The organism is Dactylosporangium darangshiense (assembly GCF_039537565.1).
GTDB lineage: Bacteria > Actinomycetota > Actinomycetes > Mycobacteriales > Micromonosporaceae > Dactylosporangium > Dactylosporangium darangshiense.
In genome coordinates this window covers 1-23,624 of record NZ_BAABAT010000049.1, presented here as the reverse complement: position 1 = coordinate 23,624, position 23,624 = coordinate 1, and the positions used below count along the sequence as shown (strand labels likewise).

Below are 23,624 nucleotides of genomic sequence, written 5' to 3'. Positions count from 1 at the left end.
GCCAGATCCCCTCGGCAACTTTCGGGCCCCGGTGTATTCCGCCCTGGCCACGGTGCTCTACTGAGTGTGGATCCCATTCTCGGCGGCTTTTGGTGAGTCCTTGCTGCCCTCAGGGTCCCGGCTCAGGGGCCGCCCCGGGTACGGCCCGGATGTGCCTGAGCACACCGCGTTCGTACGGTGATGCTCAGGTCGAACGTTTCCAGGGAGGTGCGAAATGCCCGACGTGTTGGCGGCGGCGCGCGCCGAGGCGCTATTCGTATCGAGTGTCCAATCGTCAGAGACGCCGCCCGACGGCGTGGTCCGCCGCGCGATCGCGGACGCCTTCGCCCGCCTCGGCAGCCGCGGCTGCGCCGCCTGCGTGGCCGGCGAGTTCGGCGACCACCCGGAGGTGGCGGTGGCCCGCATGCGCTGGGCGATAGCCACGGTGAACGCCGTGTACGCCCGCCACCGCCCCGACCCACGCCCTCGCCACCTGGCCTTGACCGGCGCATCCTGCGCACGGTAACGCCTCGTGACGCTCCGCTGTCACACCATGGTCGGGTTTGCGGGGTCCCCCGGGGCGGCCAGGGCACCGGCCCGGGGGTACGCCAGTGGCCCACCCGGGGGCGAGCGCCGGCGCTTCTCGGCAGGCTTGAGGCATCCGAGGGGTCGTCCCCAGCGAGGACCCCTGACGCCAAGGAGCAGACATGGCAACCATTCGCCTTCACCAGACCACCACCGCCACTCCCGAGCAGGTCCTGGCGGCGTTGATCGACTTCGGGCCCGGCCGATCCGAGCTGTTCGGTGCCGACTCGGATGAATTCCTGAAGGTGCACGAGCAGGGACCGACATTCGCGGATGTCACCGAGGGCACCAGCCAGGCCTGGGAGCGGCTGCGGTACGACTGGTCGGATCCCCGGCGAGTGGTCATGAAGACGATCGACTCGAACCTGTGGGGCGGTGCGTCAGGACACGTCTACACCATCACCCGCAACGCCGACGGGACGACCAGCATCGACGCCGTGGTGGTGCGAGACGGTAAGAACGCCAAGGGACGGGTATTCGGGTTCCTGTTCCGCACGGTGGCCAAGGGGGTCCTGGCGAAGGCGCTGGCCAGCACGGTCAAGGCCATCGAGGCCCGCAACAAGGCGTCGCTGCGCGCAAGTCGTTGACCCGCTGCGCTCCGGCACACTTCATCCCCCTCTTCCTCCCGCCGAGCGCGCCGCGCCGGCCGGGTCCTCACGCTGCGAGGTCAATCGTGTCCGACGGTTACATCGTCAGCGCCGCCGGCGAGGCGCCGGTCCCGCGAGGTAAACCCGGTTCTGTGTGCCCCGTCATACTGGCTTACTGCCAGCCCGTGTGAGCAGCGACAATGACCGGCGGCCGTGAGGTCCGGGCGGCATGGTCGGGCCAGTTGTCGACTCGCCGGGATCAGGAGCGCTGGGTGACGTGCCCGTCAACACCGAGACTTCTGCGCTGCGAGGGCGTCGACGCGAGCAGGAGGCGCTCGACCGGCTGATGCGGGACGTCCGCGCCGGGCAGAGCCGGGTGCTCGTCCTGCGCGGCGAGGCCGGAGCGGGCAAGACGGCCCTGCTCGACTACCTGCACGAGCAGGCTACGGCCGGACGCGTGATCCGAGCGGCCGGGGTGGAGCCGGAGTCCGAGATCGCCTACGCCGCCCTGCAGCAGCTCTGCGCGCCGCTGCTCGGCCACCTCGACCGGCTCGCCGAGCCGCAGCGTGTCGCGCTTGCCACCGCCTTCGGGCTGAGCGCCGGCGAGCCACCGGAGGCGCTGCTCGTCGGGCTGGCCGTGCTGGGGCTGCTCGCCGAGGCCGCATCGGAGCAGCCGCTGGTCTGTGTCGTGGACGACGTGCAGTGGCTGGACCGGATGTCCGAAGTGATCCTCACCTTCGTCGCCCGGCGGCTGGATGCCGAGTCGGTCGCCCTGGTCTTCGGCGCGCGCAGCCCCGGTGACGAAGAAATCCTCGACGGGCTGCCGGAGCTGCGCGTCGAGGGGCTGTCGGACGCGGACGCGCGGGAGTTGCTGGACTTGGTGCTCCCCGGGCCGGTGGATGCCCGGGTACGCGATCGGATTGTCGCGGAGACGCGCGGCAACCCGCTCGCCCTGCTCGAGCTGCCACGCGGTCTCACGCCGGCGGAGCTGGCCTTCGGGTTCGGCGGACGGAGCACGACGCCGCTGGTGAGCCGGGTGGAGGAGGGCTTCCAGCGACGCATCGCCGCGCTGCCGGCGGATACCCGCACGCTGCTGCTCACCGCCGCCGTCGAGCCGGTCGGCGATGTGCCGCTGCTGTGGCGCGCGGCCGAGCGGCTCGGCATCGGGTTGGACGCCGCCGCACCGGCGGAGGCCGCGGGCCTGATCGAGATCGGTACCAGGGTCCGGTTCCGGCACCCGCTGGTCCGCTCGGCCAGCCGGCGCTCCGCCGAGCCCACCGAGCTGCGCGCCGTACACCGGGCGCTCGCCGAGGTGACCGACCCCCAGCAGGACCCCGACCGGCGCGCCTGGCACCGGGCGCACGCCGCGCTGGGACCGGACGAAGAGGTCGCCGCCGAGCTGGAGCAGTCGGCCGACCGGGCGATGGCCCGTGGCGGCCGGGCCGCGGCCGCCGCCTTCCTCACCCGCGCGGCCGAGCTCACCCCGGATCAGGCCAAGCGCACCGGGCGCATCCTGTCCGCCGCCGAGGCCCGGTTCGCCGCCGGGGCCCTCGCCGACGTGTCGGATCTGCTGGCCGCCGCCGAACTCGGTCCGCTCGACCCGGTGCAGCAGGCCGGAGCGGAGCGGCTGCGCGCCAAGGCCGCGTTCGCGCTCAACGCCGGACGGGCAGCGGGACCGCCACTGCTGGCGGCCGCACGCCGCTTGGAGGCGCTGGATCCCGTCTCGGCTCGGGAAACCTACCTGGCGGCGATCGGCGCGGCCGTGAACGCGGGGCGACTCGGCGGCGACGACCTGCGTCGGGCGGCGACGGCCGCCCGCGACGTCACGCCGGGCGGGGATCCGTCTGGTCTGCTGCTCGCGGCTCTGACGGCGTGGGTCCTACAGGGGCATGCGGCGGCAGTGCCGCTGTTCACCCGTGCCCTGGCAGCGGTCGCGGTCGAGAACGACCTGGATCTGGCCTGGCTGAGCGGGGCCGTGGCGCACGAGGTATGGGACGACGCGGCATTTCTCACCAGGACCGAACAGGTCGTCAGCTACGCCCGTACGAGCGGCACGCTGTCCCTCCTGCAGGCCGCGCTGACCTTCCGTGCCACCGCGCTGATCCACACCGGCCGCTTCGCTGACGCGGCGGAGCTGCTCGCCGAGGCCGAGGCCCTCGGGAACGTCACCGGCGCGTCGCCCCATCCGGCCAGCACGGTCATTCTGGCCGCGCATCGCGGGCACGAGGAGCCGGCGCTGGAACTCATCGAGGCTCTTGTGCGGTACGCCGAGTCGGATGGCCTGGGGTGGAACCTCGCCGTCGCCGGATACAGCAGAGCGGTGCTGTTCAACGGGCTCGGCCAGTACCCGGCGGCGCTGGAGGCGGCGTTGGAGGCGGCCCGGTACGAAGACCTCGCTGTCGTGCAGTGGGCGCTCGGGGAGCTGGTCGAGGCTGCGGTACGCGCCGGCGCGGACAGCGTCGCGGCCGGGGCGCGGGACCGGCTCGCCGCCCGTACGTCTGTCGTCGACACGGCCTGGGCGCGCGGCGCACAGGCACTCGCGGACGCGCTGACCGGTCCGGCCGGCTCGGTCGAGGAGCACTACCGCACGGCGGTCGAGCAGTTCGGCGCGACCCGGCTCAGCCTGCAAACGGCGCGTGCTCGCCTGCTCTACGGCGAATGGCTGCGCCGCGAGGGCCGGCGCGCAGACGCGCGGGACCAGTTGCGCGCCGCGCACCAAGCGTTCACCACCATGGGGGCCGAGGGATTCGCCGAGCGCGCCGGGCGGGAGCTCGCGGCCACCGGCGAGACAGTACGCAAGCGGACCCTTGGGGTACGCGAGGAGCTCACCTCGCAGGAGGCGCAGATCGCGCGGCTGGCGGTGGCGGGGCGTACCAATCCGGAGATCGGCGCGGTGCTGTTCCTCAGTCCGCGTACCGTCGAATGGCACCTGCGCAAGATCTTCACCAAGCTGGGCATCAGCTCCCGCCGCGAGCTGGCCTCCGCCCTGCGCGACCGGTGACCCGCGGGAGCGCCCCGGGTACGACCCAGGGTGCTGCCCTGGGGTGCCGCCCGGGTGTCGCCGGTGAGTCTGGTCGGCATGAAACGACCACTGATCATCCTGATGGCGGCGGCGGTACCGGTCGCAGCGGCATTGGTGCCGATGGCCGCCAATGCCGCTTTCCGCGACGGAAAGCCGGTTGCCGCCACGAGCTGTGCCGCCGTTGCCGTCTCCGCGCCCGCCGGCACCGCTGTCGAAGCCGTGACGGCGGTCGCCCACGCCGGCGGGACCGTGACGTTCCCGGCCGCTCCCCCGCTGCACCCCCAGGAGGAGACGCTCACCGACGTGCCGGCCTGGTGTGACGTCACGGTCACGGTGACCCACTCCGGAGCGAACGACCACGTCACGATCAAGGTCGCGCTGCCCCAGGACCGGAAGAACTGGACCGGCCGGTTCCAGGCCACCGGCGGCAGCGCCTATCTCGCCGGCGACTTCGGTTCGCCGCTGGTCGCCGCGATGAAGGCCGGCTACGTCGCCGCGGCCACCGACGCCGGTGTCGGTGCGAACCCGCTCGACGTCAGTGGCTGGGCGCTCACCTCGGCCGGCACGATCAACACCCCGCTGCTGCAGGACTTCGCCTCCCGCTCGCTGCACGACATGGCCGTCGTCGGCAAGGACGTGGCCCGGAGGTACTACGGCAACCCGGTGACCTACTCGTACTGGAACGGCTGCTCGACCGGCGGCCGCCAGGGCTACGAGGAGGCCCAGGACTACCCGACGGACTTCGACGGGATCCTGGCCAAGGCGCCGGCGATCAACTGGGACCGGTTCGCGGTCGCGACCCTCTGGTCGCAGGCCGTCTTCAACGAGGAGCAGGTCGCGCCCACCCAGTGCGAGCTGCAGGCGTTCACCACGGCCGCGGTCCAGGCCTGTGACACCCTCGATGGGGTCAAAGACGGCATCATCGACAACCCGCAAGACTGCCACTGGGACGCCCGGCGGCTGGTCGGTACCAAGGTCGTCTGCGAGGGCAAGGAGATCGCGATCTCCCAGGCGACCGCGGACGCGGTGAACAAGGTCTGGGCCGGGCCGGTCTCGCCGGACGGCAAGCAACTCTGGTACGGGCCGAACAAGGGCGCGAGCCTCGCCGCCCTGGCCACTCCCGGCGCGCCGTTCTTCGTGGCAGACAGTTGGGTGAAGTACTTCGTGACGCAGGACCCGTCGTTCGACACCACGAAGCTCACCTACCGGTCATTCGACCAGCTCTTCCGCGCCTCGCAGCGGGAGTTCAACGGCATCATCGGTACCGACGACCCGAACCTGTCCGCGTTCGCCAAGGCCGGCGGCAAGCTGCTCAGCTGGCACGGGCAGACCGACGAGCTGGTACCCACCCAGGGCACCGTCGACTATCGCGAGCGGGTCGCCCGTACCCTCGGCGGCGACAAGAAGGTCGACGACTTCTACCGCCTGTTCCTGCTCCCGGGCGTGAACCACTGCGGAGGCGGTACCGGCCCGCAGCCCACGGACGACCTGGGTGCGCTTGTCAACTGGGTGGAGAAGGGCAAGGCCCCGGCCACCCTCGCCGCTGCGACCGCTGACGGCAGTGTCACCCGCGACATCTGCCGGTACCCGATGGTGGCCCGCTACACCGGCCACGGCGACCCGGCCTCGGCCGCGAACTACCACTGCGTCAACGCCTGACCCCATCCGCACAAGGCGGCGGCCCCGGAGTTCGCCGGGGCCGCCAGGGTGGTCGCCAGGGTCCTTCCCTGGGGCGGCGACGGCGCGGCCGGCGCGATCGTGAATACGGGACGCCGGACGGCATCCACGAACCGCAGAGGAGTGGCAGTCATGGAGTACAAGCTCGAGGTCATCGTGCTACCGGTGACGGACGTCGACCGGGCCAAGGACTTCTACAAGCGGATCGGCTTCCGGGAGGACCTCGACTACGTCGACGGCGAGAACTTCCGGGTCGTGCACTTCACCCCGCCGGGCTCGCAGTGCTCGATCATCGTCGGCAGCGGGATCAGCACGGCGGAGCCGGGCTCGGTGCAGAACCTGCACCTCATCGTGAGCGACATCGAGCAGGCGCGGGCCGAGTTGGTCGGCAACGGCGTCGAGGTGAGCGAAATCTTCCACGACGAGGGCGGCGTGTTCCACCACGCGGGCACCGAGAAGCGGGCGCCCGGGCTGTACCCGGGCCGGCGCTCGTACGGCTCGTTCGCGTCGTTCAGCGATCCGGACGGCAACGGCTTCCTGTTGCAGGAAGTCACCGAACGCATCCCCGGCCGCTGAGCAGACCGGATGCCAGGCCACGTTTGTGGTCACGGCACTAACGGCGGAAGGCGTCAACCAGGGCGAGCAGGGCCCGCAGGGCGGCGCTCGGGGTTCGGGTGGCGGCCGTCGCCACGGCGAACGTCCAGCGCAGGCGGGCCTCGACGGGGAGGATGCGCAAACCGGGCTCGTCCGGGACCGAGAAGCGTGGGATCAAGGCGACGCCGAGGCCCTGGCGGACGTACTCGCGGACCGTGGCGATGTCGGCCACCTCCAAGGCGACGCGGCGGCGCAGGCCGGCGGCGGCGAAACCGCGGTCGACCTCGGTGCGGTTGCCGTAGCCCGGTGGGGAGTCCACGAACGGCTCGTCGGCCAGGTCGGACAGCGACAGGCGGTCGCGGGTGGCCAGCGGGTGGGCCGACGGGAGCACGGCGACGATCGGCTCGGCCGCCAGCGTGCGGACCGACAGGCCCGCCGGAGTCCGGCCCGACAAGGACAGGAACGCGACGTCCAGGCCGCCGTCCAGCAGGTCCTCGGCCAGGCCGGCCGAACCCGTCGGGGCGGCGCGCAGGCGCAGGTCGACCGCGGGGTGCTCGGCGCGGAAGCGGCCCAGCAGGCCGGGCAGGTCGACGAAGCCCACCGAGATCAGGGTGCCGATGCGCAGCGTGCCGCGCAGGCCGCCGTGGACCTCGGCTACGGCGTCGCGGGCCGACTGGGCGGCGTCGATCGTGGCGCGGGCGGCCGGGAGGAGGGCGGCGCCGGCGTCCGTCAAGGTCACGCGCTGGGAGTTGCGCACGAACAAGCTTGCGCCCAGGTCGCGCTCCAGGGCGCGGACGGCGGCCGAGACGCCCGACTGGACCACGCGCAGGCGCTGGGCCGCCCTCGTGAAGTTTCGTTCCTCGGCGACGGTCACGAAGTACACGAGATGACGCAGCTCCACAACCAGCATTATCCGTGATCGTGGTCAGCACGAACATTCGTTGGCGGTGCTGGTTAGCGCGATGCAGAGTGGCCGCATGACCACCGTCCTGTCCCGCCCGGAAGTGCGCCGGGCCGTTCGCGGTCGCCGGCTCAGCCACGAGCAGGGGTTCTGGGCGATCGCGTTCGCGTTCGCCGTGTCGCTGGCGTTCACCGTGGTGCCGACGCCGCTCTGGGCGTTGTACCAGCGCCACGACAACTACTCGACGATCGCCGTGACGATCGCGTTCGCGGCGTACGCGTTCGGCGTCATCATCAGCCTCTTCCTGGCCGGGCACGTGTCCGACTGGCTCGGGCGGCGGCGGGTGCTGCTCCCCGCGGTGCTGCTCGAAGCGCTCTCCGCGACGCTGTTCCTCACCTCCACCGGGCTGGGCGTCGTCATTGTCGCGCGGGTGCTGTCCGGGCTCGGGATCGGCATGATCACGGCCACGGCCACCGCACACCTGTCCGAGCTGCACGCCGCCGCCCGGCCCGGCGCCGGGCGGGCCCGCGGTGACCTCGTCGCCACCGTTGCCAACCTCGGCGGGTTCGCGATCGGGCCGGTCACGTCGGGGCTGCTGGCACAGTACGTGTCCGGGCCATTACGCACGCCCTACCTCGTCTTCCTCGGGCTGCTGCTGATCGCCGCGCTGGCCGTCGCGTCGGTACCGGAGACCGTCTCCACGCGCACGCGCCGCTACCGCCCGCAGCAGGTGAACGTGCCGGTCGCGGCGCGGCCGCGCTACTTCGCCGCGGCGACCGGGGCGTTCGCGTCGCTGTCGGTGCTCGGGCTGTTCACCTCGCTGGCGCCGGCGTTCGTGGCCGGCACGCTGCACCACCCGTCGCGGGCCCTCGCCGGCGCGGTGGCGTCGATGGTCTTCGGCAGTGGGGCCGTCGCGCAGGTACTCCTGCGCCGCCGCTCCACCCGCGACCAGCTCGCCGCCGGCCTGGCGCTGATCGTGCTCGGCCTGGTGACGCTCACCGCCGCGGTGTGGGCCGAGTCGCTCCCGGCGTTCCTCGCCGGCGGCGTCCTGGCCGGTGCGGGCGCGGGTGCGCTGCTCAAGGGCGCGATCTCCACGGTGGTGGACCTGGCCCCGCCCGCGGTGCGCGGTGAGGCTCTGTCCGGGCTGTTCCTCGGCGGGTACCTCGGCCTGGCCGTCCCCGTCCTCGGCCTCGGCGTGCTGACGCAGCTGGTCAGCGCCCCGGTGGCGTTGCTCGGCTTCGCCGCGGCGATCGTGGCCCTGGCGATCGCCGTCAGCCGCCCGCTCCTGCGACCGAAAACCCACGCATAACCGAAATGTCGGATATGTCCGTCACGGAGTGGCGGACATATCCGTGAAAACCGGCAGGCGGGACGTCGCGGCGGTTCGGGTCTGCTGCACCTGGCCGGCCAGGGACTTCACCGTCGGGCTGGTGCCGTTGGCGATCTCCGACGTGGCCAGGTTCGCCAGCTGGGCGAGGTGCTCACGCAGGCAGGCGACCGCCCGCTGCTCGAACCCCGCACCCGAGTCCGACCGCAGCGCGGACAACGTGTCGGCGTCGACCAGGCCCGGCATCTTGTGGCCCTTGTGCGGGTTGTCCTTGGGCAGGCCCGCCTGGTCGGAGAGCGCACGCAGCCGGGGCAGCTCGCCGTCGTAGACCCCGCGCAGGTCCCCGGCCAGGGAGACCAGGGCCGGGTCGGCGGCCCGGTCGCGCACGAGGTCCAGCAGCGGCAGCAGCTGCTCGTCCATCGGGATCATGAGCTCCACCCAGGCCAGGTCCGTGCCGCCGAACTCGGCGGCGGCAGCGGCCTGCGCCTGCGGCGGGCTAGGCGCGGCGGGCGCGGCCGGCGCGGAGCAGCCGCCGGCCAGCAGCAGTGCAGCGAGCAGGAGCGGTAGCGGTCTCATGGCGGTGAGAACCCTTCCGAAAGGACAAGGAAACCGATGAGTGCGGTCGCGGCGGTCCCCCAGGGCGCCCAGAGCCCTCGACGGACCGCCGCGGCCCGGCGGCGGAGACCCCAACCCGGTCACCGTCGCGGACGGCTCGCGCCCGGCCGGCGCGCGCGTGGGCGATGTCCCCGCCCGGAGACACCGGCGTCGCTTCGGGCAGCCCCCGCCTGGATGACTGACACGAACGACCGTTACCCGCTAAGACGCAACCGGCCCGGCGACGCAGTCAGCCCCCGTCGAGCCTGCTGACCCGCTGCACCGGCCGTCCTGGACAGCGCGCTCCGCCGGCACCCGACCCATTGGAGAGCGCTCTCCACACCATGAAAGTCTCCCGCCCGGCCGTGTCGCTGTCAACCACTGACAGATCATGGGAGAGCGCTCTCCCGCACCGCGTCGAGTGTGTGCACGGCGATCGCGGTCATCTCGGGAGTGCCGGTGGCGTCGGCGGCCAGGGCCGCGCCGATGTTCAGGGCCCAGCCCCGGGCCCGCTGCCAGGTGTCCGCGTCGACGCGCGGGCCCAGGGCGGCCCGGAACGCGGCCCGCGCCGGCGCGTCGAAGACGAGCCACGCCGCGGCCAGGTCGGTGGCGGGGTCGCCGGCGGTGAGGTCGCCGAAGTCCAGTACCGCGGCGAGGCCACCGTCGGGACCGGCGAGGAGGTTGCCGGGGTGCGGGTCGCCGTGCACCCACAGCGGCGGCCCGGACCAGCCGGGCACCGCGACGAGCTCGTCCCACAACGGGCGCAGGTGCAGCGGCACGCGACCGGTGGCGAACCGCTCGGCCATCGCCGCCGAGCGGGTGGACAGCGGCACACCGCGGACCGGGTTGGCGGGCGCGTCCGAGGGGGCGGGGACGTGCAGGGCGTTGAGGAAGGCGGCCAGGGGCTCGGCCAGACCACGACGTGCGGCGACCGGCACGCCCGCGACGACGGTGCCGGTGAGCCAGGGCGTGACGCTCCACGGCCACGGGAAGCCGTCTGACGGCACGCCCGCGCGCACGGGCGCGGGCACCGCCACCGGCAGCGTCGAGGCCAGCAGCGGCAGCCAGCGCTGCTCGTTGCGCACGAGGTCGGCGGCGATGCGCCGGCGCGGCAGGCGCACCGCGAGGTCGTCGCCGAGGCGGTAGATGGCGTTGTCCCAGCCGGAGGCGACGAGGGTCAGCTCGCCGGCGAGGTCCGGGTGCTGTTGGTCAAGCACATGGCGTACCAGATCGGCATCTATGAAAACGTCGGCGTCCAACGCGATCACGCCGACTGGCGCACGACGAGCTTCGGGTCGAAGATGACCGACTCGACGCGCAGGTCCGGCTCGTCGATGCGGGCCAGGACCAGGCGGGTCGTCTCGGCCGCCATGTCCTCGAGGGGATGGCGCACCGTGGTCAGCTGCGGGCGGGCGTCCAGGGCCGCGCTGCTGTCGTCGAAGCCGATCACGGCGACGTCGTCCGGCACCCGCACGTCGCGCGTGCGCAGGGCCATCAGGGCGCCCTGCGCCATGAGGTCGTTGGCCACGAACACGCCGTCGACGGTGGGGTGGCGGGAGATCAGCTCGAGCATCGCGGCCTCGCCGGACTCGTAGGTGAAGCCGCCCTCGACGGTGGGGAACCAGGCGTGGCCGTGGCGGGCGAGGGTCTGGCGGAAGCCGGTGAGGCGGTCCTGCGAGGCGGGCACGTGCGCGGGGCCGGTGATCATGCCGAGGCGGCCGCAGCCGCGGTCGAGCAGGTGCTCGGCGGCCAGGGCGCCGCCGGCGTCGTTGGCGAGGTCGACGTAGGAGATCGGGACCGGCTGGGCGGGGCGGCCGACGAGGGCGGCAGCGATGCCGGCGTCGCACAGCTGCTGCGGCAGGGTGTCGTCGGGGTGCAGGGACAGGACCACGGCGCCGTCGGCCTGGCCCTGGCCGAGGTCGCCGACGAGCCGCGTGCGGGCCTCCTGCGTGCCGACGATCTGCAGCGCCAGCTGAATCCCTTTGGGGCGCAGCACGCTCATCACGCCGCCGACGATGCGGCCGAAGAACGGGTCGGCGAAGAAGCGGCGCATGAACGGGTCGTCGTCGTGCGACACGGCGTCGGAGACGACCAGCGCGACGGTGCCGCTGCGCCGCGTGACGAGCGACCTGGCGGCCCGGTTCGGCACGTAGCCGGTCGCGTCGACGGCCTGCCACACGATCTCGTGCAGCTTCGGGTCGACGTTGCGCACGCCGTTGATGACCCGCGAGACGGTGGCCCGGGAAACCCCCGCGGCCTCCGCGACATCCTCCAGGGTCGGTCGCCGTTTTTCGCTCATCACGCGCTTTTATAGCACGACGACGGAAAGCGCTCTCCGGGGCAAATCCCCGGAGAGCGCTTTCGCATCGAAATGGTTACCTGTAGACGCCGAACTCCCAGAGGGAATATCCGTACGTGGTGGCGCGGACCTGCCCGTTCATGCGCACGTACCGCGCGTTGCCGCTGACGTTGATGTCGTCGAAGCCGCCGTCACCGGCCGCCGTCGAGTAGATCGTCGTCCAGTTGGCGTTGTCGTCGGACACCTGGATCTGGTAGGTCTTCGCGTACGCCGCCTCCCAGGCCAGGAACACCTTGTTGAAGGCCTGCTTGCTGCCGAGGTCGACGGTGCACCAGGCGGTGTCGACCCACTCGCTGGCCCAGCGGGTGCCGTAGTTGCCGTCCGTGGCGTAGGAGGGCAGCTGCGGGCCGTTGGTGCCGGTCGGCTGGTAGCTGGAGGCCGTCACCGTCTTGTTCAGCGCGATGTTCGTGCCCGGGATCGACGGCGCCACGACCTTGAAGGAGCGGGTCTCGATGCCGACGTTGCCCTGGCCGTCGAACGCGTACACGTAGATCTTCCACACGCCCATCGTCTCGGGCGCGGTCACCGTGAACGTGCTGCCGTTCTCCGTGAAGTTCACGTTGCGGAAGCCGGTGCCGCCGGTGATGTACTTGTCGCTGGCCATCATGTTGTAGCGGATCGTGTCGCCGTTGGGGTCGCTCGCGGCGACGTTCACCGTGAACTGGCTGCCCGCCGGGACCGCGGTCTGGTTGCTGACCGTCATCGAGGTGATCTGCGGCGCCGTGTTGGCCAGCGGTGTACCGGTGTAGGCCTGCTTCAGCGCGCCGTAGCCCAGGCGCCGCCAGCCGCCGCCGTACGTGTTGAGCCACACGCCGCCGAAGTCGTTCTCGAGGCCGTAGTGGAACTCCGTCGCGCCCAGGGCCACGCCCGGGTGGGACTTGATGGCGTTCCAGCTCGCGGTGTACCCGTCGCGCTTCTGCAGGTCGGTGGGCTCGTTCGGCACGCCGTTGACGTCGTTGGGGACCTCCCACTCGCCGGACGGGCCGGCCTCGGTGACGACGTACGGCTTGGTGTACCCGCCGTTGATCCAGTCCTGCTTGACGTTGCCGATCGCGCCGTAGGAGTTCACGGCCAGCAGGTCCAGGTGCGGCGAGTTCGCCTTGTAGTAGGGCCAGGCGCCGGTGTAGGCGTCGGTCGAGGTGACCGGGTGGTTCGGGTCGGCGGCGTGGATGGCCACGGCGAGCTCGTCGACGTACTTGGCGTAGGCGACGCGGCGCGCCTCCACGTCGGCGGCGGACAGGCCGTGGTCCTGCATGGTGAGGATGACCTCGTTGCCGACGTCCCACATGAGCACGCCCGGGTAGTTCTTGAGGGCGTTGACCCGGTTGATGATCTCGGTCTTGGTGTTGTTCTTGTAGGTGGTGTCGTTGACGTAGTCGGCGCCCTGGTTGAGCCAGTGCCCGACGATCACCTTGATGCCCTGCTGGGCGGCGCGGTTGAGCAGCTCCGGGGTCTGCGCGTCGTCGACGCCCCAGGTGCGCACCGTGTTGACGCCCATGTTGTGCAGGTCGCGCATGTACCCGTCGGCCGCGCCCTGCGGCGGGCCGTAGGTCAGGCCGCGCACCTCCCACGGCTGGCCGCCGACCTGCAGCTGCCAGTTGCCCTGGCTGCCGGTCACCTTGACCACGCTCGGGCCGCCCGGCGTCGCCGGGTCGGTCATCGCGGCGGGCACGGTGCCGGTCGCCTTGGCGACCGTGACCGAGTCGACGGACAGCACGCCGCCGGAGGTCGTGTTCGGCGTCGGGGTGGTGATGCCGGCGACCGCGTTGGGCAGCGATCCGCCGACGGACAGGTCGAAGCGCAGGTAGAAGCCGTGGTGCACGGCGGCGTTCCACGCGGTCACGCCGACCTGGCTCTCCCGCACGACCCAGGACTGCTTGCCGTCGAGGTAGAAGCGGATCTCCTCGTCCGTCTTGGTCCGGTCGATGACCTGGGTGTACTCGTGGTAGCCGGTCTGGCAGCCGGCGCACGTGGCCAGGCCCGAGGTGCGGCCGTTGTACTCGCCGCAGGGCCCGTCGGGGGCGGTGCCGCAGTGCAGGGTCTGCGACAGCTGGCTGCGGCCGTTGACGTCGGTCATGATGTCGGTCTCGCCAACGCCCGGCCAGTTGTTGAAGTTGCCGCGGTACGCCGCGCCGGTGGCGCGGAAGCCCGGCCAGTAGCCGGCGGCGTTGGCCACGTCGGGCTGCTTGACCAGCGCGGTGAACTTCACCTGCTCGCCCGGCGCGGCCTGGAAGTCGGTGCGCTGGGTCTCCAGGCGGCCCGAGGTCCAGTTGCCGGCGCCGTCGCGGATGGCCTTGATGTTGAGCTTGCCGGCGCCGTCGAGGTACACGTTGGCGGTGCTGGTGCTCGCGGTCTCGACCTCACCGGTGCCCCAGTTGGCCGCGCCGCCGGGGAACTGCGTGCCGGTGCGCATGAGCCAGTTCGCCGCCGAGGGCGAGGTGTTGGCGGCGCCGTCGAAGGTGTCCTGCCAGACCGTGGTCCAGCCGGGGTCCTGCGTGGGCGACGTCGAGGTGCTCGGCGTCGAGCTCGGCGAGGTCGGCGGGGTGCTGCCGCCGGCGTACACCTTGAACTCCCACAGCGAGTAGCCGTACCCGCCCGGGCGCGCGGTGCCGTACATGCGCACGTAGCGGCCGCTGCCGGTCACCGGGATGGTCTGCGTGCCGCCGGTGCCGGTGCTGGTGGAGTACACGTCGGTCCACGCGGTGCCGTTGGCCGACGTCTGGATCTGGAACGCCTTACCGTAGGCGGCCTCCCACTGCAGGACCACCTGGCAGATCGACTGGGTCGAGCCCAGGTCCACCTGGATCCACTGCGGGTCGCTGAACTGGCTGCTCCAGCGGGTGCCGGCGTCGCCGTCGAAGGCGTACTGCGGGCCGTTGCCGGCGCCCTCCGACGAGGAGGCGCTGGCGGTCTTGCCCTGCGCGACATTGCTCGCCGTGTTGCACGCGCCCGAGGTCGGGTTGGTGCCGGTGAACGAGCCGTAGACCTTGAACTCGTACAGCGAGTAGCCGTAGCCGCCCGGGCGCGCGGTGCCGTACATGCGCACGTACCGGCCGGTGCCGTTCACGGCCAGCGTCTGGTTGCCGCCGGTGCCGGTCGTGGTCGAGTAGATGTCGGTCCAGTTCTGGTCGTCTGCCGACGTCTGGATCTGGAAGGCCTTGCCGTAGGCGCCCTCCCACTGCAGCGTGACCTGGCTGATCGTGGCGGTCGCGCCGAGGTCGATGCGGATCCACTGCGGGTCGCTCCACTGGCTGCCCCAGCGGGTCCCGTCGTTGCCGTCGTTGACGAAGCTGGGCGCCAGGTCGTCGGACTGCACCGACGAGGCCGTGACCGGTTTGCCTTGCGAGATCAGGCCGTCGGCGGCGCGCGCGAACGGCGCGACCACGACGGCGACGGCGGCGACGACAGCGACCACAAGGGCGATGCGCCATCGCGAGCTGAGCAGTTTCCGCCATGCGGGGGCGGACGTGTGCGCCGGATGCACGAGAGGCTCCTTGCTACAGGGGTGTGGGAGAGCGCCGGTGGCGGTTTGGAGAGCGCTCTCCAGTGGTTGGCAGTGTTGCCCCGCGGTTTCGGCCGTGTCAAGTGTCTTCGATGTCAGGGCAACCCCATTTGCTGCGGTACGCCGGAATCGGCATCACAGCCGACCTTGACACCCGGCCACGGCACGTCGCAGTCTGGTCACACGGCTTGGAGAGCGCTCTCCAAGCCCTTCCCACAGGGTGACGACTTCGACACGGGGTGATACGTGTGAGCACGACGGCGGTGCAGGCCACGCAGGGCCGGCTGACCTTCCCCTCGACCTTCTGGTGGGGGGCCGCCACGGCGGCGTACCAGATCGAGGGCTCGGTGTCCGCCGACGGCCGCACCCCGTCGATCTGGGACACCTTCGCCTCGCAGCCGGGCCGCATCGACGGCGGCGACACGGGCGCGACGTCGACCGCGCACTATCTGCGGTACCGCGAAGACGTGAAGCTGATGGCCGAGCTCGGCCTGTCGGCATACCGGTTCTCGGTCGCGTGGCCGCGGGTCCGCCGGGCCGGCGGCGCCGGCTGGAACGAGGCCGGCCTGGACTTCTACGACCGGCTCGTCGACGAGCTGCTGGCCGCGGGCGTGCGACCGGTCGCCACCCTCTACCACTGGGACCTGCCGCAGGAGCTCGAGGACACCGGCGGCTGGACGAGCCGCGACACGGCGCTGCGCTTCGGCGAGTACGCGGCCGCGGTCGCGACGCGCCTCGGCGACCGGGTGGCGATGTGGAACACGCTCAACGAGCCGTGGTGCTCGGCTTTCCTCGGCTACGGCACCGGCGGGCACGCGCCCGGCCGGCGCGGGCACGTCGGCGCGCTCACCGCCACCCACCACCTGCTGCTCGCGCACGGCCTGGGCGTCGCGGCCCTGCGCGCCGCCGGCGTGACCGGCCAGGTCTCGGTGGCCCTGAACGCCGGCGCCGTGCGCCCGCTCACGCCCGCACCGGCCGACGCCGACGCGGCCCGCCGCATCGACGGCCTGCTGAACCGCATCTTCTTCGACCCGATCTTGCGCGGGGTGTACCCGTCCGACACGATCGAGGACACGAAGGACCTGACCGACTGGCACTTCGTGCGCCCGTCCGACCTGGCCACGATCTCGGCGCCGATCGACGCGGTGTGCGTGAACTACTACCAGCCCGACCTGGTCAGCGCGGCGCCGGCGGGCGAGCTGGACCACAACACGCCGTACCCGACCGCGCAGGCCGTCCGCTTCCACCCCACGCCGGGCCCGGTCACCCACATGGGCTGGTCCGTCGACCCGACGGGCCTGCGCGACCTCCTGGTGCGCATCCGCCGCGACTACGGCGACGTGCCCGTATACGTCACCGAGAACGGCGCCGCCTACGACGACCGGGTCGGCCCCGACGGCGGCATCGAAGACCCGGAGCGCATCGACTACCTGCGCGCGCACCTGGCCGCGGTGCACGAGGCGATCGCGGCGGGCGTGGACCTGCGCGGGTACTTCGTGTGGTCGCTGCTGGACAACTTCGAGTGGGCGTTCGGCTTCAGCCGCCGCTTCGGCCTGATCCACGTGGACTACGCGACGCTGCAGCGCACGGTGAAGGCGAGCGGCCGCTGGTACTCCGAGGCGATCGCCGGCAACGCGATCGACGTGTGATCAGGGGCGAGGGACCGAGCGCTCCACGCTGATGTGGAAGGCCTCGATGCGCCGCACCACGTGCATCAGGCCGGCGAAGTCGACGGGCTTGGCGATGTACGTGTCGACCTGGAGCTCGCTGCTGCGCAGGAAGTCCTCCTCCGCCGTCGAGGACGTCAGGACCACGACCGGGATCCGGCTCAGGTCCGGGTCGGCGTGCACCGCCTCCAGGACCGTGCGGCCGTCGACGCCGGGCAGGTTCAGGTCCAGCAGGATGATGTCCGGGCGCGGGGCGGCGGCGTAGCGGCCCACGCGGCGCAGCAGGCGCAGCGCCTCGGCGCCGTCGGCGCAGACGGTGAGACGGTTGCGGACCTTGTGCTCGGCGAAGGCCTCGCGGGTGATGAGCACGTCGCCGGGGTCGTCCTCGACCAGAAGGATCTCTATCGGTACCGCCGGCTCGCTGCTCATCGTGCCCCTCCCGACACAGGCTGGCCCCACAGTATCGCGCCCGCCCCACCCCGCCCCGCCGGCGGCGCTGATGACCGCTACCGTCTAGGCGTGGCGTTCACGATCGACACGGTCGGCGGGCACGGGATCGTGCGGGCCGAGGGCGAGCTCGACGTCGGCAACGCGCCGCAGCTGCGCGAGGCGGTCGGCGCCGCCCTCGACCAGCATCAGCGGCTCGTCGTGGACCTTTCCGCGGTGACGTTCCTGGACTCGGTGACGCTGGGCGTGCTCATCGGGGCGTACAACCGCGCCCGTGAAACCGGCGGAGCGCTCGCGGTGGTGTGCACGGACGAGCGGGTCCGCCGGGTCTTCCGGATCACCGGGCTGGACAAGGTCTTCGCGATGTACGAGACCGTGGAGGCGGCCGCCGCCGCGCTATGACAGGGGCTCGGGCGCCGAGACGTGCAGCACCTCGTAGCGCTCGGTGGCGCCGGGGTCGTGCGGGTCCGGCGTGCTCCACAGCGCGAAGCGGACGAGCTGCCAGTGGTACATGTCGAAGGCCACCGCCGCCGTGTGCAGCCCGGGCCGCTCGGCGAGCTCCGGCAGTTCCTCGCCCCAGGCGAGCGGCGCGACGAGCCGGGTCGCGGCGACGGGCGCCTCGTCGCGCGCCGGGCCGGCGAGCGTGGCGACCGCGGTCCAGTGCCGCACCGGCGGGCGGCCGAAGTCGCGCACGATGTTCTGGAATCCTCCGCCGCCGATGAGGAACCCGGTCATCGCGGCGGCGGAGTTCCACAGGTAGAAGGGCGCGTACTGGTTGACCGGCGAGCCGTCGACGCCCGCGGTGCGGATCAGGTACGCCTTGAGGCCCAGCCCGGCCCGCTCGTCGAGCGCGTGGCCATTGCGGCGCACGCGCTCGCGGATGGTCCCCATGTCGTAGTCCGTGGGCAGGGTGAGCTCGTACTGCATGGCATCCATGCCGTACATACTAGTAGGTACAGACCTCGAGATTACGCGGCGGCCTGCTCGCGCAGGATCGCGTCGATCTCGGCGATCTCGTCCTCGGTGTGCCGGCCGAGGATCAGGTCGAGCTCGAGGCGTTCGGCCGGTGTCCGGTACGCCGCGATCTCCCTCGCCAGGCGCCGGCGAGCCCGTCGGGCCTCGACCGCGGCGCGCATCCGGCGGGTGGCTGTCTCCATCGTGGGATCTCCAATCGCAGGAGGACTTCTAGGATTACTGTATCGATTCAGAAAGATCATCTCTGGCAAATACGCCGTGATCGCGACCACGCGGGACCTGAGCTGCGGGTGCAGGATGTGGATGTGCGCGACGTCACCCCGCCCCCGGGCATCCTGGAGCCGATCGAGACCGCCTCCCGCGACGAGCTGGCCGCCCTGCAGCTGGCCCGCCTGCGGGCGACCCTGCGCCACGCCTACGACAACGTGCCGCACTACCGCGCCGCGTTCGAGGCGGCGAGCGCGCACCCCGACGACCTGACCGACCTGGCCGACATCGCGCGGTTCCCGATGACCACGAAGGACGACCTGCGCGCCAACTATCCGTTCGGGATGTTCGCGGTGCCGCGGGAGCGCATTTCCCGCATTCACGCCTCGTCCGGTACCACGGGCAGGCCCACGGTCGTGGGGTACACCTCGGGGGACATCGAAACCTGGGCGGGCCTGATGGCGCGCTCGATCCGCGCGTCGGGCGGCCGCCCCGGCGACATCGTGCACATCGCCTACGGATACGGGCTGTTCACCGGCGGCCTCGGCGCGCACTACGGCGCCGAGCGCCTCGGCTGCACGGTCGTGCCCGTCTCCGGCGGCATGACCGAGCGCCAGGTGACCCTCATCCGCGACTTCCGCCCGGACGTCATCATGGTCACCCCGTCGTACCTGCTCGCGATCGTCGACGAGATGGAGCGCCAGGGCCTCGACCCGCGCGAGACGTCGCTGCAGATCGGCATCCTCGGCGCCGAGCCGTGGACCGAGGACATGCGCACCGAGATCGAGCGGCGCCTCGACATGCACGCCGTCGACGTCTACGGCCTGTCGGAGGTCATGGGCCCCGGCGTCGCCAACGAGTGCGCCGAGACCAAGGACGGCCTCACGATCTGGGAGGACCACTTCTACCCGGAGATCGTCGACCCGGCCACCGGCGCCGTGCTCCCCGACGGCGAGCGCGGCGAGCTGGTCATCACGTCGCTGACCAAGGAGGCGATGCCGGTGGTGCGGTACCGCACCCGCGACCTGACCCGCCTGCTGCCCGGCACCGCCCGCACCATGCGCCGCCTCGAGAAGATCACCGGCCGCAGCGACGACATGATGATCGTGCGCGGCGTCAACGTCTTCCCGACCCAGCTCGAGGAGCTGCTGCTGCGCGAGCCCGCCCTGTCACCGCATTTCCAGTGCGTGCTGACCCGCAGCGACCGCCTCGACGTGCTCACGGTGCGCGCCGAGCGCCGCCCCGACGCCGGCCCGGTGTCCGCCGCGGCCGCCGCGGAGTCCCTGGAGCGCGCGGCGAAGGGCTCGATCGGCGTGACCATCCGCGTCGAGGTCCTCGACCCGGGCTCGGTGGAACGCTCGGCCGGCAAGATGCGGCGCGTGCTCGACGAGCGCTAGCAGCGCTCGTCGAGCACTGCCCGCGTGCATGGCTCGCGCGAAGCGCGGAAGCGGGCCGGTGGTGAGCGCGACGAGCGCTAGGAACGCGCGCCGAGCACCGCCTCCCCTGGCTCGCGCGAAGCGCGGGAGCTGGCAGCGCGGAAGCGGGCCGGCGGCGTGCGCGACGAGCGCTAGATGCCTCCCCTGGCTCGCGCGAAGCGGGCCGGCGAAGCTCGACGAGCGCTAGAAACGCGCAAATGCGATATGTCGGATATGTCGGGCGCTGGCGCGCCCGACATATCCGGTTAAGGTCGGCGCATCCTCCTGACATGTAAGGCATTCTTGACATGATGTCTGCTCAGCTTTACCTTCGAGCATGTCAAAGATGCTTTACATGGAGCGCTGGAATGTCAAATCTTGAGAAGCGGGCCTGGATCTACGCCGTCGTGGCCCTGGTCGTGCCCGTCGCATACGCGGTGGCGCTGCTCGTGCGGGCGCCCGCCGGCGGCATCGCCGCCAGTCACTACGCCGGGCCGATGGTCGCGGCCGTCGTGGGCGCGATCGTTCTCAACATCGTGGCCGGGATCGTGGCGGCGATGTGGGGGCCGCGCAAGGCCGAGCCGCGCGACGAGCGGGACCGGGCGATCGATCGGCTCGGGGAGTACGTCGCCTTCTACGTCTTCAGCATCGCCGCCATCGTGCCACTGGTGCTGGCGATGCGCGAGGCGCCGTACTTCTGGATCGCCAACTCGCTCTACCTGGGGTTCTCGCTGGCGGCGCTCGTGTCGTCGGTCGTGAAGATCGTCGCGTACCGGCGGGGGTTCTAGGCCCGTGGGCAAGCCGACCCGAGTCACCAACTCGATCCGGGCGCTGCGCTTCGCGCACGGGGAGATGACCCAGCAGGAGCTCGCGGAGCGCATCGGCGTCACGCGGCAGACGGTCATCGCGATCGAGCAGCGGCGGTACTCCCCCACCCTCGAGACGGCCTTCCTGATCGCGCGCGTGTTCGCCGTACCACTCGAGGAAGTCTTTCAATATCCGGAGGAGCACGCATGACGCAGCGGGGCCTGGCCCGGACCGCCGGGGTGTTGTATCTCATCGTCGCCGTCTGCGGCGGCCACAGCCAGTTGTTCGTGCGCGAGAAGCTCGTGGTGCACGGCGACGCCGCCGCCACCGCGGCGCACATCAGGGAATCGGCGGCGCTGTGGCGCCTCGGGATGATCAGCGACCTCGTCAACATCACGTGCTTCCTTGCCGTGGCGCTGGTGTTGTACGCCCTGTTGTCCCCGGTCTCGCGATGGCTCGCGACGTCGGCGCTGGTGTGCAACGCCGTCTCCGTCGCGGTGATGGCGGCCAACCTGCTCAACCACTACGCCGCGCTCGTCGCCGCCACGCGCGGGTTCGACGACCGGCTCGCCGGCTTCTACATGGACGTGTTCGCGCAGGGGTACCTCATCGGCCAGATCTTCTTCGGCCTGTGGCTGCTGCCGCTGGGCCTGGTCGTGTACCGCTCCGGGATGATGCCCAGGGCGCTCGGCGTCCTGGCGATCATCGGCAGCGCCGGCTACGTCGGCGACCTGCTGCGCACCCCGGCGTCGCCGGTCCTGCTGGCCCTGGCGGCGATCGGCGAGATCTCGCTGGTGCTGTGGCTGCTCGCCGGCCGCATCCGCACCGTCACTCCGGCCGCGACGCGGGCGGCGGTGGCGGCATGAAGGCGATGGTGCGCGAGCGGTACGGCGCGCCGCTCCAGGCGCGCGAGCTGCCCGACCCCGGCGTCGGACCGGCCGGCGTGCTGGTCGAGGTGCGGGCGGCCGGCGTCGACCAGGGCGTGTGGCACGTGGTCGAGGGCCTGCCGTACGCGGTGCGCCTGGCTGGGTTCGGGGTGCGCCGGCCGAAGCGCCCGGTCCCCGGCCTCGACGTCGCCGGCGTGGTCGCCGCGGTCGGCCCGCAGGTGCGCGGCCTGGCGGTCGGCGACGAGGTGTTCGGCGCCGCCGACGGCTCGTTCGCTCAGCTGGCAGCGTCCGACGAGCGCCGCCTGGCCCGCAAGCCGGCCCGGCTCTCCTTCGCGCAGGCCGCCGTCGTCGCCTCGTCCGGCGTGGCCGCCCTGCAGGGCCTGCGCGACGCCGGCCGCCTGCAACCCGGCCGGCGCGTCCTGGTCCTCGGCGCCGCCGGCGGCGTCGGCACGTTCGCGGTGCAGATCGCGGTGGCGCTCGGCGCCGAGGTCACCGGCGTGTGCTCAACGGCGAAGACCGACCTGGTCCGCTCGCTCGGCGCCGCTTCGGTGCTCGACTACACCCGCGGCGAGCCGGCCGGCCAATGGGACCTGGTCCTCGACACCGGCGGCGCCCGCACGCTGACGGCCCTGCGCCGCCTGCTCACCCCGACCGGCACGCTCGTCATCGTCGGCGCCGAGGGCGGCGGCCGGTGGCTGCAGGGCAGCGACCGTCAGCTGCGGGCGGGCCTGCTCGGCCGGTTCGGCCGCCGGCGCATGGCCGGCCTGCTGTCCCGGGTCGCGCCAGAGCCCCTCGAGACCCTGCGCGCGATGCTCGACGACGGCCGGGTCAGCCCGGTGGTGGACCGCACGTTCCCGCTGGAGCAGGCGGCGGAGGCGATCGCGTACATGCGGGCGGGCCAGACGAAGGGCAAGGTCGCGCTCACCCTGTCCAGCCGCCTTTGAGCCTCGGCGCCACCCTCTTTTGGCGCGGCAGGCCGTCTCCGCCCGCGGCGCTCAGCCTCTTTTGAGCCGCGGCACGCCGTCGCCGCCCGCGGCGCTCAGCCTCTTTTGAGCCGGGGCACGCCGTCGCCGCCCGCCGCAACGAACGCGACGAGCCCGGCCACGTCGACCCCGTGGGGCGGATCGTCCCGGTATGCCCCGATTCGCAGCGCCGCCCGATCGAGCAGCCGGGCGGCGCCGGCGGCGTTCCCGCGCCGCGCATGCGTGAGCCCGACGGCGAGCTGCGCGAGCCCGCGCCACAGCTCCCGCTCCGCTTCGGGCGCCGCCTTCCAGGCCGCTTCGAGCACCTCGTGCGCATGGAACGGCCGCCCGTCATCGAGCAGCCGTTGCGCCCGCTCGAGCGCCTCGGCGGGCGTCACGACGAGGTCGTCGGGCATCGTCGGCACACCGGCCGCCCCGCGGGGCAGCGGCCGGCCGAGCTCGTCGCGCGGCCGAGCGCTGCGGGCCTTTCCGGCCGCGTCGCGATCCCTGTCCGCCTCCACCCTCCGACGGTACTTCACGTGGATCCGTGACGGTGGAGTTGCTCGATGTCGGGCATGATGTACCGCGTGACGCAATGGGAATATGCGCGACTGGAGTATCGTGCGGCGGGCACGCTGGGCACGGACAAGTTCGAGGACTGGGACGCCGTGTTCCACCACCCCGGCGGGGTCCAACGCTGGGGCACGGACGAGCGGTTCAACGACCTGCGCCACCTCAACCGCGCCGGCGCGGAGGGCTGGCAGGCGTACGACCGCGCCGCGATGATCATCGGCCAGCCCCACCGCCTCCACGCGGTCACGTATTCGCTGCGACGCCCAGTCGAACGCTGAACTGCGCTTCTCGCTCGCTGCCGAGTTGGCCCGTCGTGCCTGCCCTGGCTCGCGCGAAGCGCGGAAGCGCGCGAAGCGCGGAAGCGCGCGAAGCGCGGAAGCGCGCGAAGCGCGGAAGCGCGCGAAGCGCGGAAGCGCGCGAAGCGCGGAAGCGCGCGAAGCGCGGAAGCGCGCGAAGCGCGGAAGCGCGCGAAGCGCGGAAGCGCGCGAAGCGCGGAAGCGCGCGAAGCGCGGAAGCGCGCGAAGCGCGGAAGCGCGCGAAGCGCGGAAGCGCGCGAA

The 23,624-nt window shown here is 72.1% G+C and carries 24 protein-coding genes; 14 read left to right on the top strand and 10 right to left on the bottom strand.

The genetic code is table 11. From position 1 onward, the window contains the following. Positions 1–214 precede the first annotated feature (214 nt). The 5 genes from ABD901_RS48275 (at position 215) to ABD901_RS48255 (ending at position 6,426) form a co-directional block, all read left to right on the top strand. Complete coding sequence (locus ABD901_RS48275) at positions 215–505, top strand: hypothetical protein (RefSeq protein WP_345139244.1); 291 nt, start codon at positions 215–217, stop codon at positions 503–505. Between the two features lie 181 nt (positions 506–686). Next, the gene (locus tag ABD901_RS48270; protein WP_345139241.1) at positions 687–1,151 is read left to right on the top strand and encodes a hypothetical protein; all 465 of its coding nucleotides are present in this window, start codon (positions 687–689) and stop codon (positions 1,149–1,151) included. Between the two features lie 229 nt (positions 1,152–1,380). Then, positions 1,381–4,152, top strand: coding sequence for a helix-turn-helix transcriptional regulator (locus tag ABD901_RS48265; RefSeq protein ID WP_345139238.1), 2,772 nt, complete (start codon positions 1,381–1,383; stop codon positions 4,150–4,152). Positions 4,153–4,230: 78 nt separating this feature from the next. Further along, entirely contained in the window at positions 4,231–5,832 is a 1,602-nt protein-coding gene (locus ABD901_RS48260) for a tannase/feruloyl esterase family alpha/beta hydrolase (RefSeq protein ID WP_345139235.1), read from the top strand. A 150-nt stretch (positions 5,833–5,982) separates the two neighbouring features. Next, a complete protein-coding gene (locus ABD901_RS48255; protein WP_345139232.1) occupies positions 5,983–6,426 on the top strand; it encodes a VOC family protein in 444 nt (147 codons plus the stop codon). A gap of 37 nt (positions 6,427–6,463) precedes the next feature. Here ABD901_RS48255 and ABD901_RS48250 read toward each other — a convergent pair whose 3' ends face one another. Beyond that, positions 6,464–7,345, bottom strand: a complete 882-nt coding sequence (locus ABD901_RS48250) for a LysR family transcriptional regulator (protein WP_345139230.1) — start codon at positions 7,343–7,345, stop codon at positions 6,464–6,466. A 76-nt stretch (positions 7,346–7,421) separates the two neighbouring features. On the opposite strand from ABD901_RS48250, the gene ABD901_RS48245 reads away from it, so the two are divergent. Then, positions 7,422–8,654, top strand: a complete 1,233-nt coding sequence (locus ABD901_RS48245) for an MFS transporter (RefSeq protein WP_345139227.1) — start codon at positions 7,422–7,424, stop codon at positions 8,652–8,654. A gap of 21 nt (positions 8,655–8,675) precedes the next feature. Here ABD901_RS48245 and ABD901_RS48240 read toward each other — a convergent pair whose 3' ends face one another. The 4 genes from ABD901_RS48240 to ABD901_RS48225 form a co-directional block, all read right to left on the bottom strand. After that, positions 8,676–9,248, bottom strand: coding sequence for a DUF305 domain-containing protein (locus ABD901_RS48240; protein WP_345139224.1), 573 nt, complete (start codon positions 9,246–9,248; stop codon positions 8,676–8,678). Between the two features lie 407 nt (positions 9,249–9,655). Then, complete coding sequence (locus ABD901_RS48235; protein WP_345139220.1) at positions 9,656–10,483, bottom strand: aminoglycoside phosphotransferase family protein; 828 nt, start codon at positions 10,481–10,483, stop codon at positions 9,656–9,658. Between the two features lie 47 nt (positions 10,484–10,530). Continuing rightward, complete coding sequence (locus ABD901_RS48230; RefSeq protein ID WP_345139218.1) at positions 10,531–11,565, bottom strand: LacI family DNA-binding transcriptional regulator; 1,035 nt, start codon at positions 11,563–11,565, stop codon at positions 10,531–10,533. A 76-nt stretch (positions 11,566–11,641) separates the two neighbouring features. Further along, on the bottom strand, positions 11,642–15,109 hold the full coding sequence (locus tag ABD901_RS48225) for a galactose-binding domain-containing protein (RefSeq protein ID WP_345139215.1): 3,468 nt from the start codon (positions 15,107–15,109) through the stop codon (positions 11,642–11,644). Between the two features lie 266 nt (positions 15,110–15,375). On the opposite strand from ABD901_RS48225, the gene ABD901_RS48220 reads away from it, so the two are divergent. Then, positions 15,376–16,776, top strand: coding sequence for a GH1 family beta-glucosidase (locus tag ABD901_RS48220; protein WP_345139213.1), 1,401 nt, complete (start codon positions 15,376–15,378; stop codon positions 16,774–16,776). Here the strand turns inward: ABD901_RS48220 and ABD901_RS48215 are convergent, their stop codons facing one another. Continuing rightward, complete coding sequence (locus ABD901_RS48215) at positions 16,777–17,223, bottom strand: response regulator (RefSeq protein WP_345139210.1); 447 nt, start codon at positions 17,221–17,223, stop codon at positions 16,777–16,779. It lies immediately after the preceding gene. A gap of 90 nt (positions 17,224–17,313) precedes the next feature. On the opposite strand from ABD901_RS48215, the gene ABD901_RS48210 reads away from it, so the two are divergent. Next, positions 17,314–17,643, top strand: coding sequence for an STAS domain-containing protein (locus ABD901_RS48210; protein WP_345139207.1), 330 nt, complete (start codon positions 17,314–17,316; stop codon positions 17,641–17,643). Here the strand turns inward: ABD901_RS48210 and ABD901_RS48205 are convergent. Both ABD901_RS48205 and ABD901_RS48200 read right to left on the bottom strand, forming a co-directional pair. Then, positions 17,638–18,177 (bottom strand): DUF4865 family protein, encoded by a 540-nt coding sequence (locus ABD901_RS48205; protein ID WP_345139204.1) that lies wholly within the window; start codon positions 18,175–18,177, stop codon positions 17,638–17,640. The two genes, ABD901_RS48210 and ABD901_RS48205, sit on opposite strands and share 6 nt — an antisense overlap. Before the next feature lie 32 nt (positions 18,178–18,209). Continuing rightward, positions 18,210–18,398 (bottom strand): hypothetical protein, encoded by a 189-nt coding sequence (locus ABD901_RS48200; protein ID WP_345139201.1) that lies wholly within the window; start codon positions 18,396–18,398, stop codon positions 18,210–18,212. 123 nt (positions 18,399–18,521) lie between these two features. Here ABD901_RS48200 and paaK point away from each other — a divergent pair, with 123 nt between their 5' ends. The 5 genes from paaK (at position 18,522) to ABD901_RS48175 (ending at position 22,476) form a co-directional block, all read left to right on the top strand. Further along, on the top strand, positions 18,522–19,820 hold the full coding sequence (gene paaK, locus ABD901_RS48195) for a phenylacetate--CoA ligase PaaK (RefSeq protein WP_345139198.1): 1,299 nt from the start codon (positions 18,522–18,524) through the stop codon (positions 19,818–19,820). A 386-nt stretch (positions 19,821–20,206) separates the two neighbouring features. Beyond that, on the top strand, positions 20,207–20,626 hold the full coding sequence (locus ABD901_RS48190) for a hypothetical protein (protein ID WP_345139195.1): 420 nt from the start codon (positions 20,207–20,209) through the stop codon (positions 20,624–20,626). Positions 20,627–20,630: 4 nt separating this feature from the next. Further along, a complete protein-coding gene (locus ABD901_RS48185) occupies positions 20,631–20,855 on the top strand; it encodes a helix-turn-helix transcriptional regulator (protein WP_345139192.1) in 225 nt (74 codons plus the stop codon). After that, on the top strand, positions 20,852–21,511 hold the full coding sequence (locus ABD901_RS48180) for a DUF4386 domain-containing protein (protein WP_345139189.1): 660 nt from the start codon (positions 20,852–20,854) through the stop codon (positions 21,509–21,511). Before ABD901_RS48185 ends, ABD901_RS48180 begins: the two co-directional genes overlap by 4 nt. Continuing rightward, entirely contained in the window at positions 21,508–22,476 is a 969-nt protein-coding gene (locus ABD901_RS48175; protein ID WP_345139186.1) for an NAD(P)-dependent alcohol dehydrogenase, read from the top strand. The genes ABD901_RS48180 and ABD901_RS48175 overlap by 4 nt, the downstream gene beginning before the upstream one ends. Before the next feature lie 95 nt (positions 22,477–22,571). Here the strand turns inward: ABD901_RS48175 and ABD901_RS48170 are convergent, their stop codons facing one another. Continuing rightward, positions 22,572–23,015: a DUF309 domain-containing protein gene (locus tag ABD901_RS48170; protein ID WP_345139183.1), complete on the bottom strand. Its 444-nt coding sequence runs from the start codon at positions 23,013–23,015 to the stop codon at positions 22,572–22,574. Between the two features lie 66 nt (positions 23,016–23,081). Between ABD901_RS48170 and ABD901_RS48165 the strand changes: the two genes are divergently transcribed. Continuing rightward, positions 23,082–23,345: a hypothetical protein gene (locus ABD901_RS48165; protein ID WP_345139180.1), complete on the top strand. Its 264-nt coding sequence runs from the start codon at positions 23,082–23,084 to the stop codon at positions 23,343–23,345. Here the strand turns inward: ABD901_RS48165 and ABD901_RS48160 are convergent. Next, on the bottom strand, positions 23,311–23,624 hold a 314-nt coding region (locus tag ABD901_RS48160), incomplete at its 5' end, for a hypothetical protein (protein WP_345139177.1). The two genes, ABD901_RS48165 and ABD901_RS48160, sit on opposite strands and share 35 nt — an antisense overlap.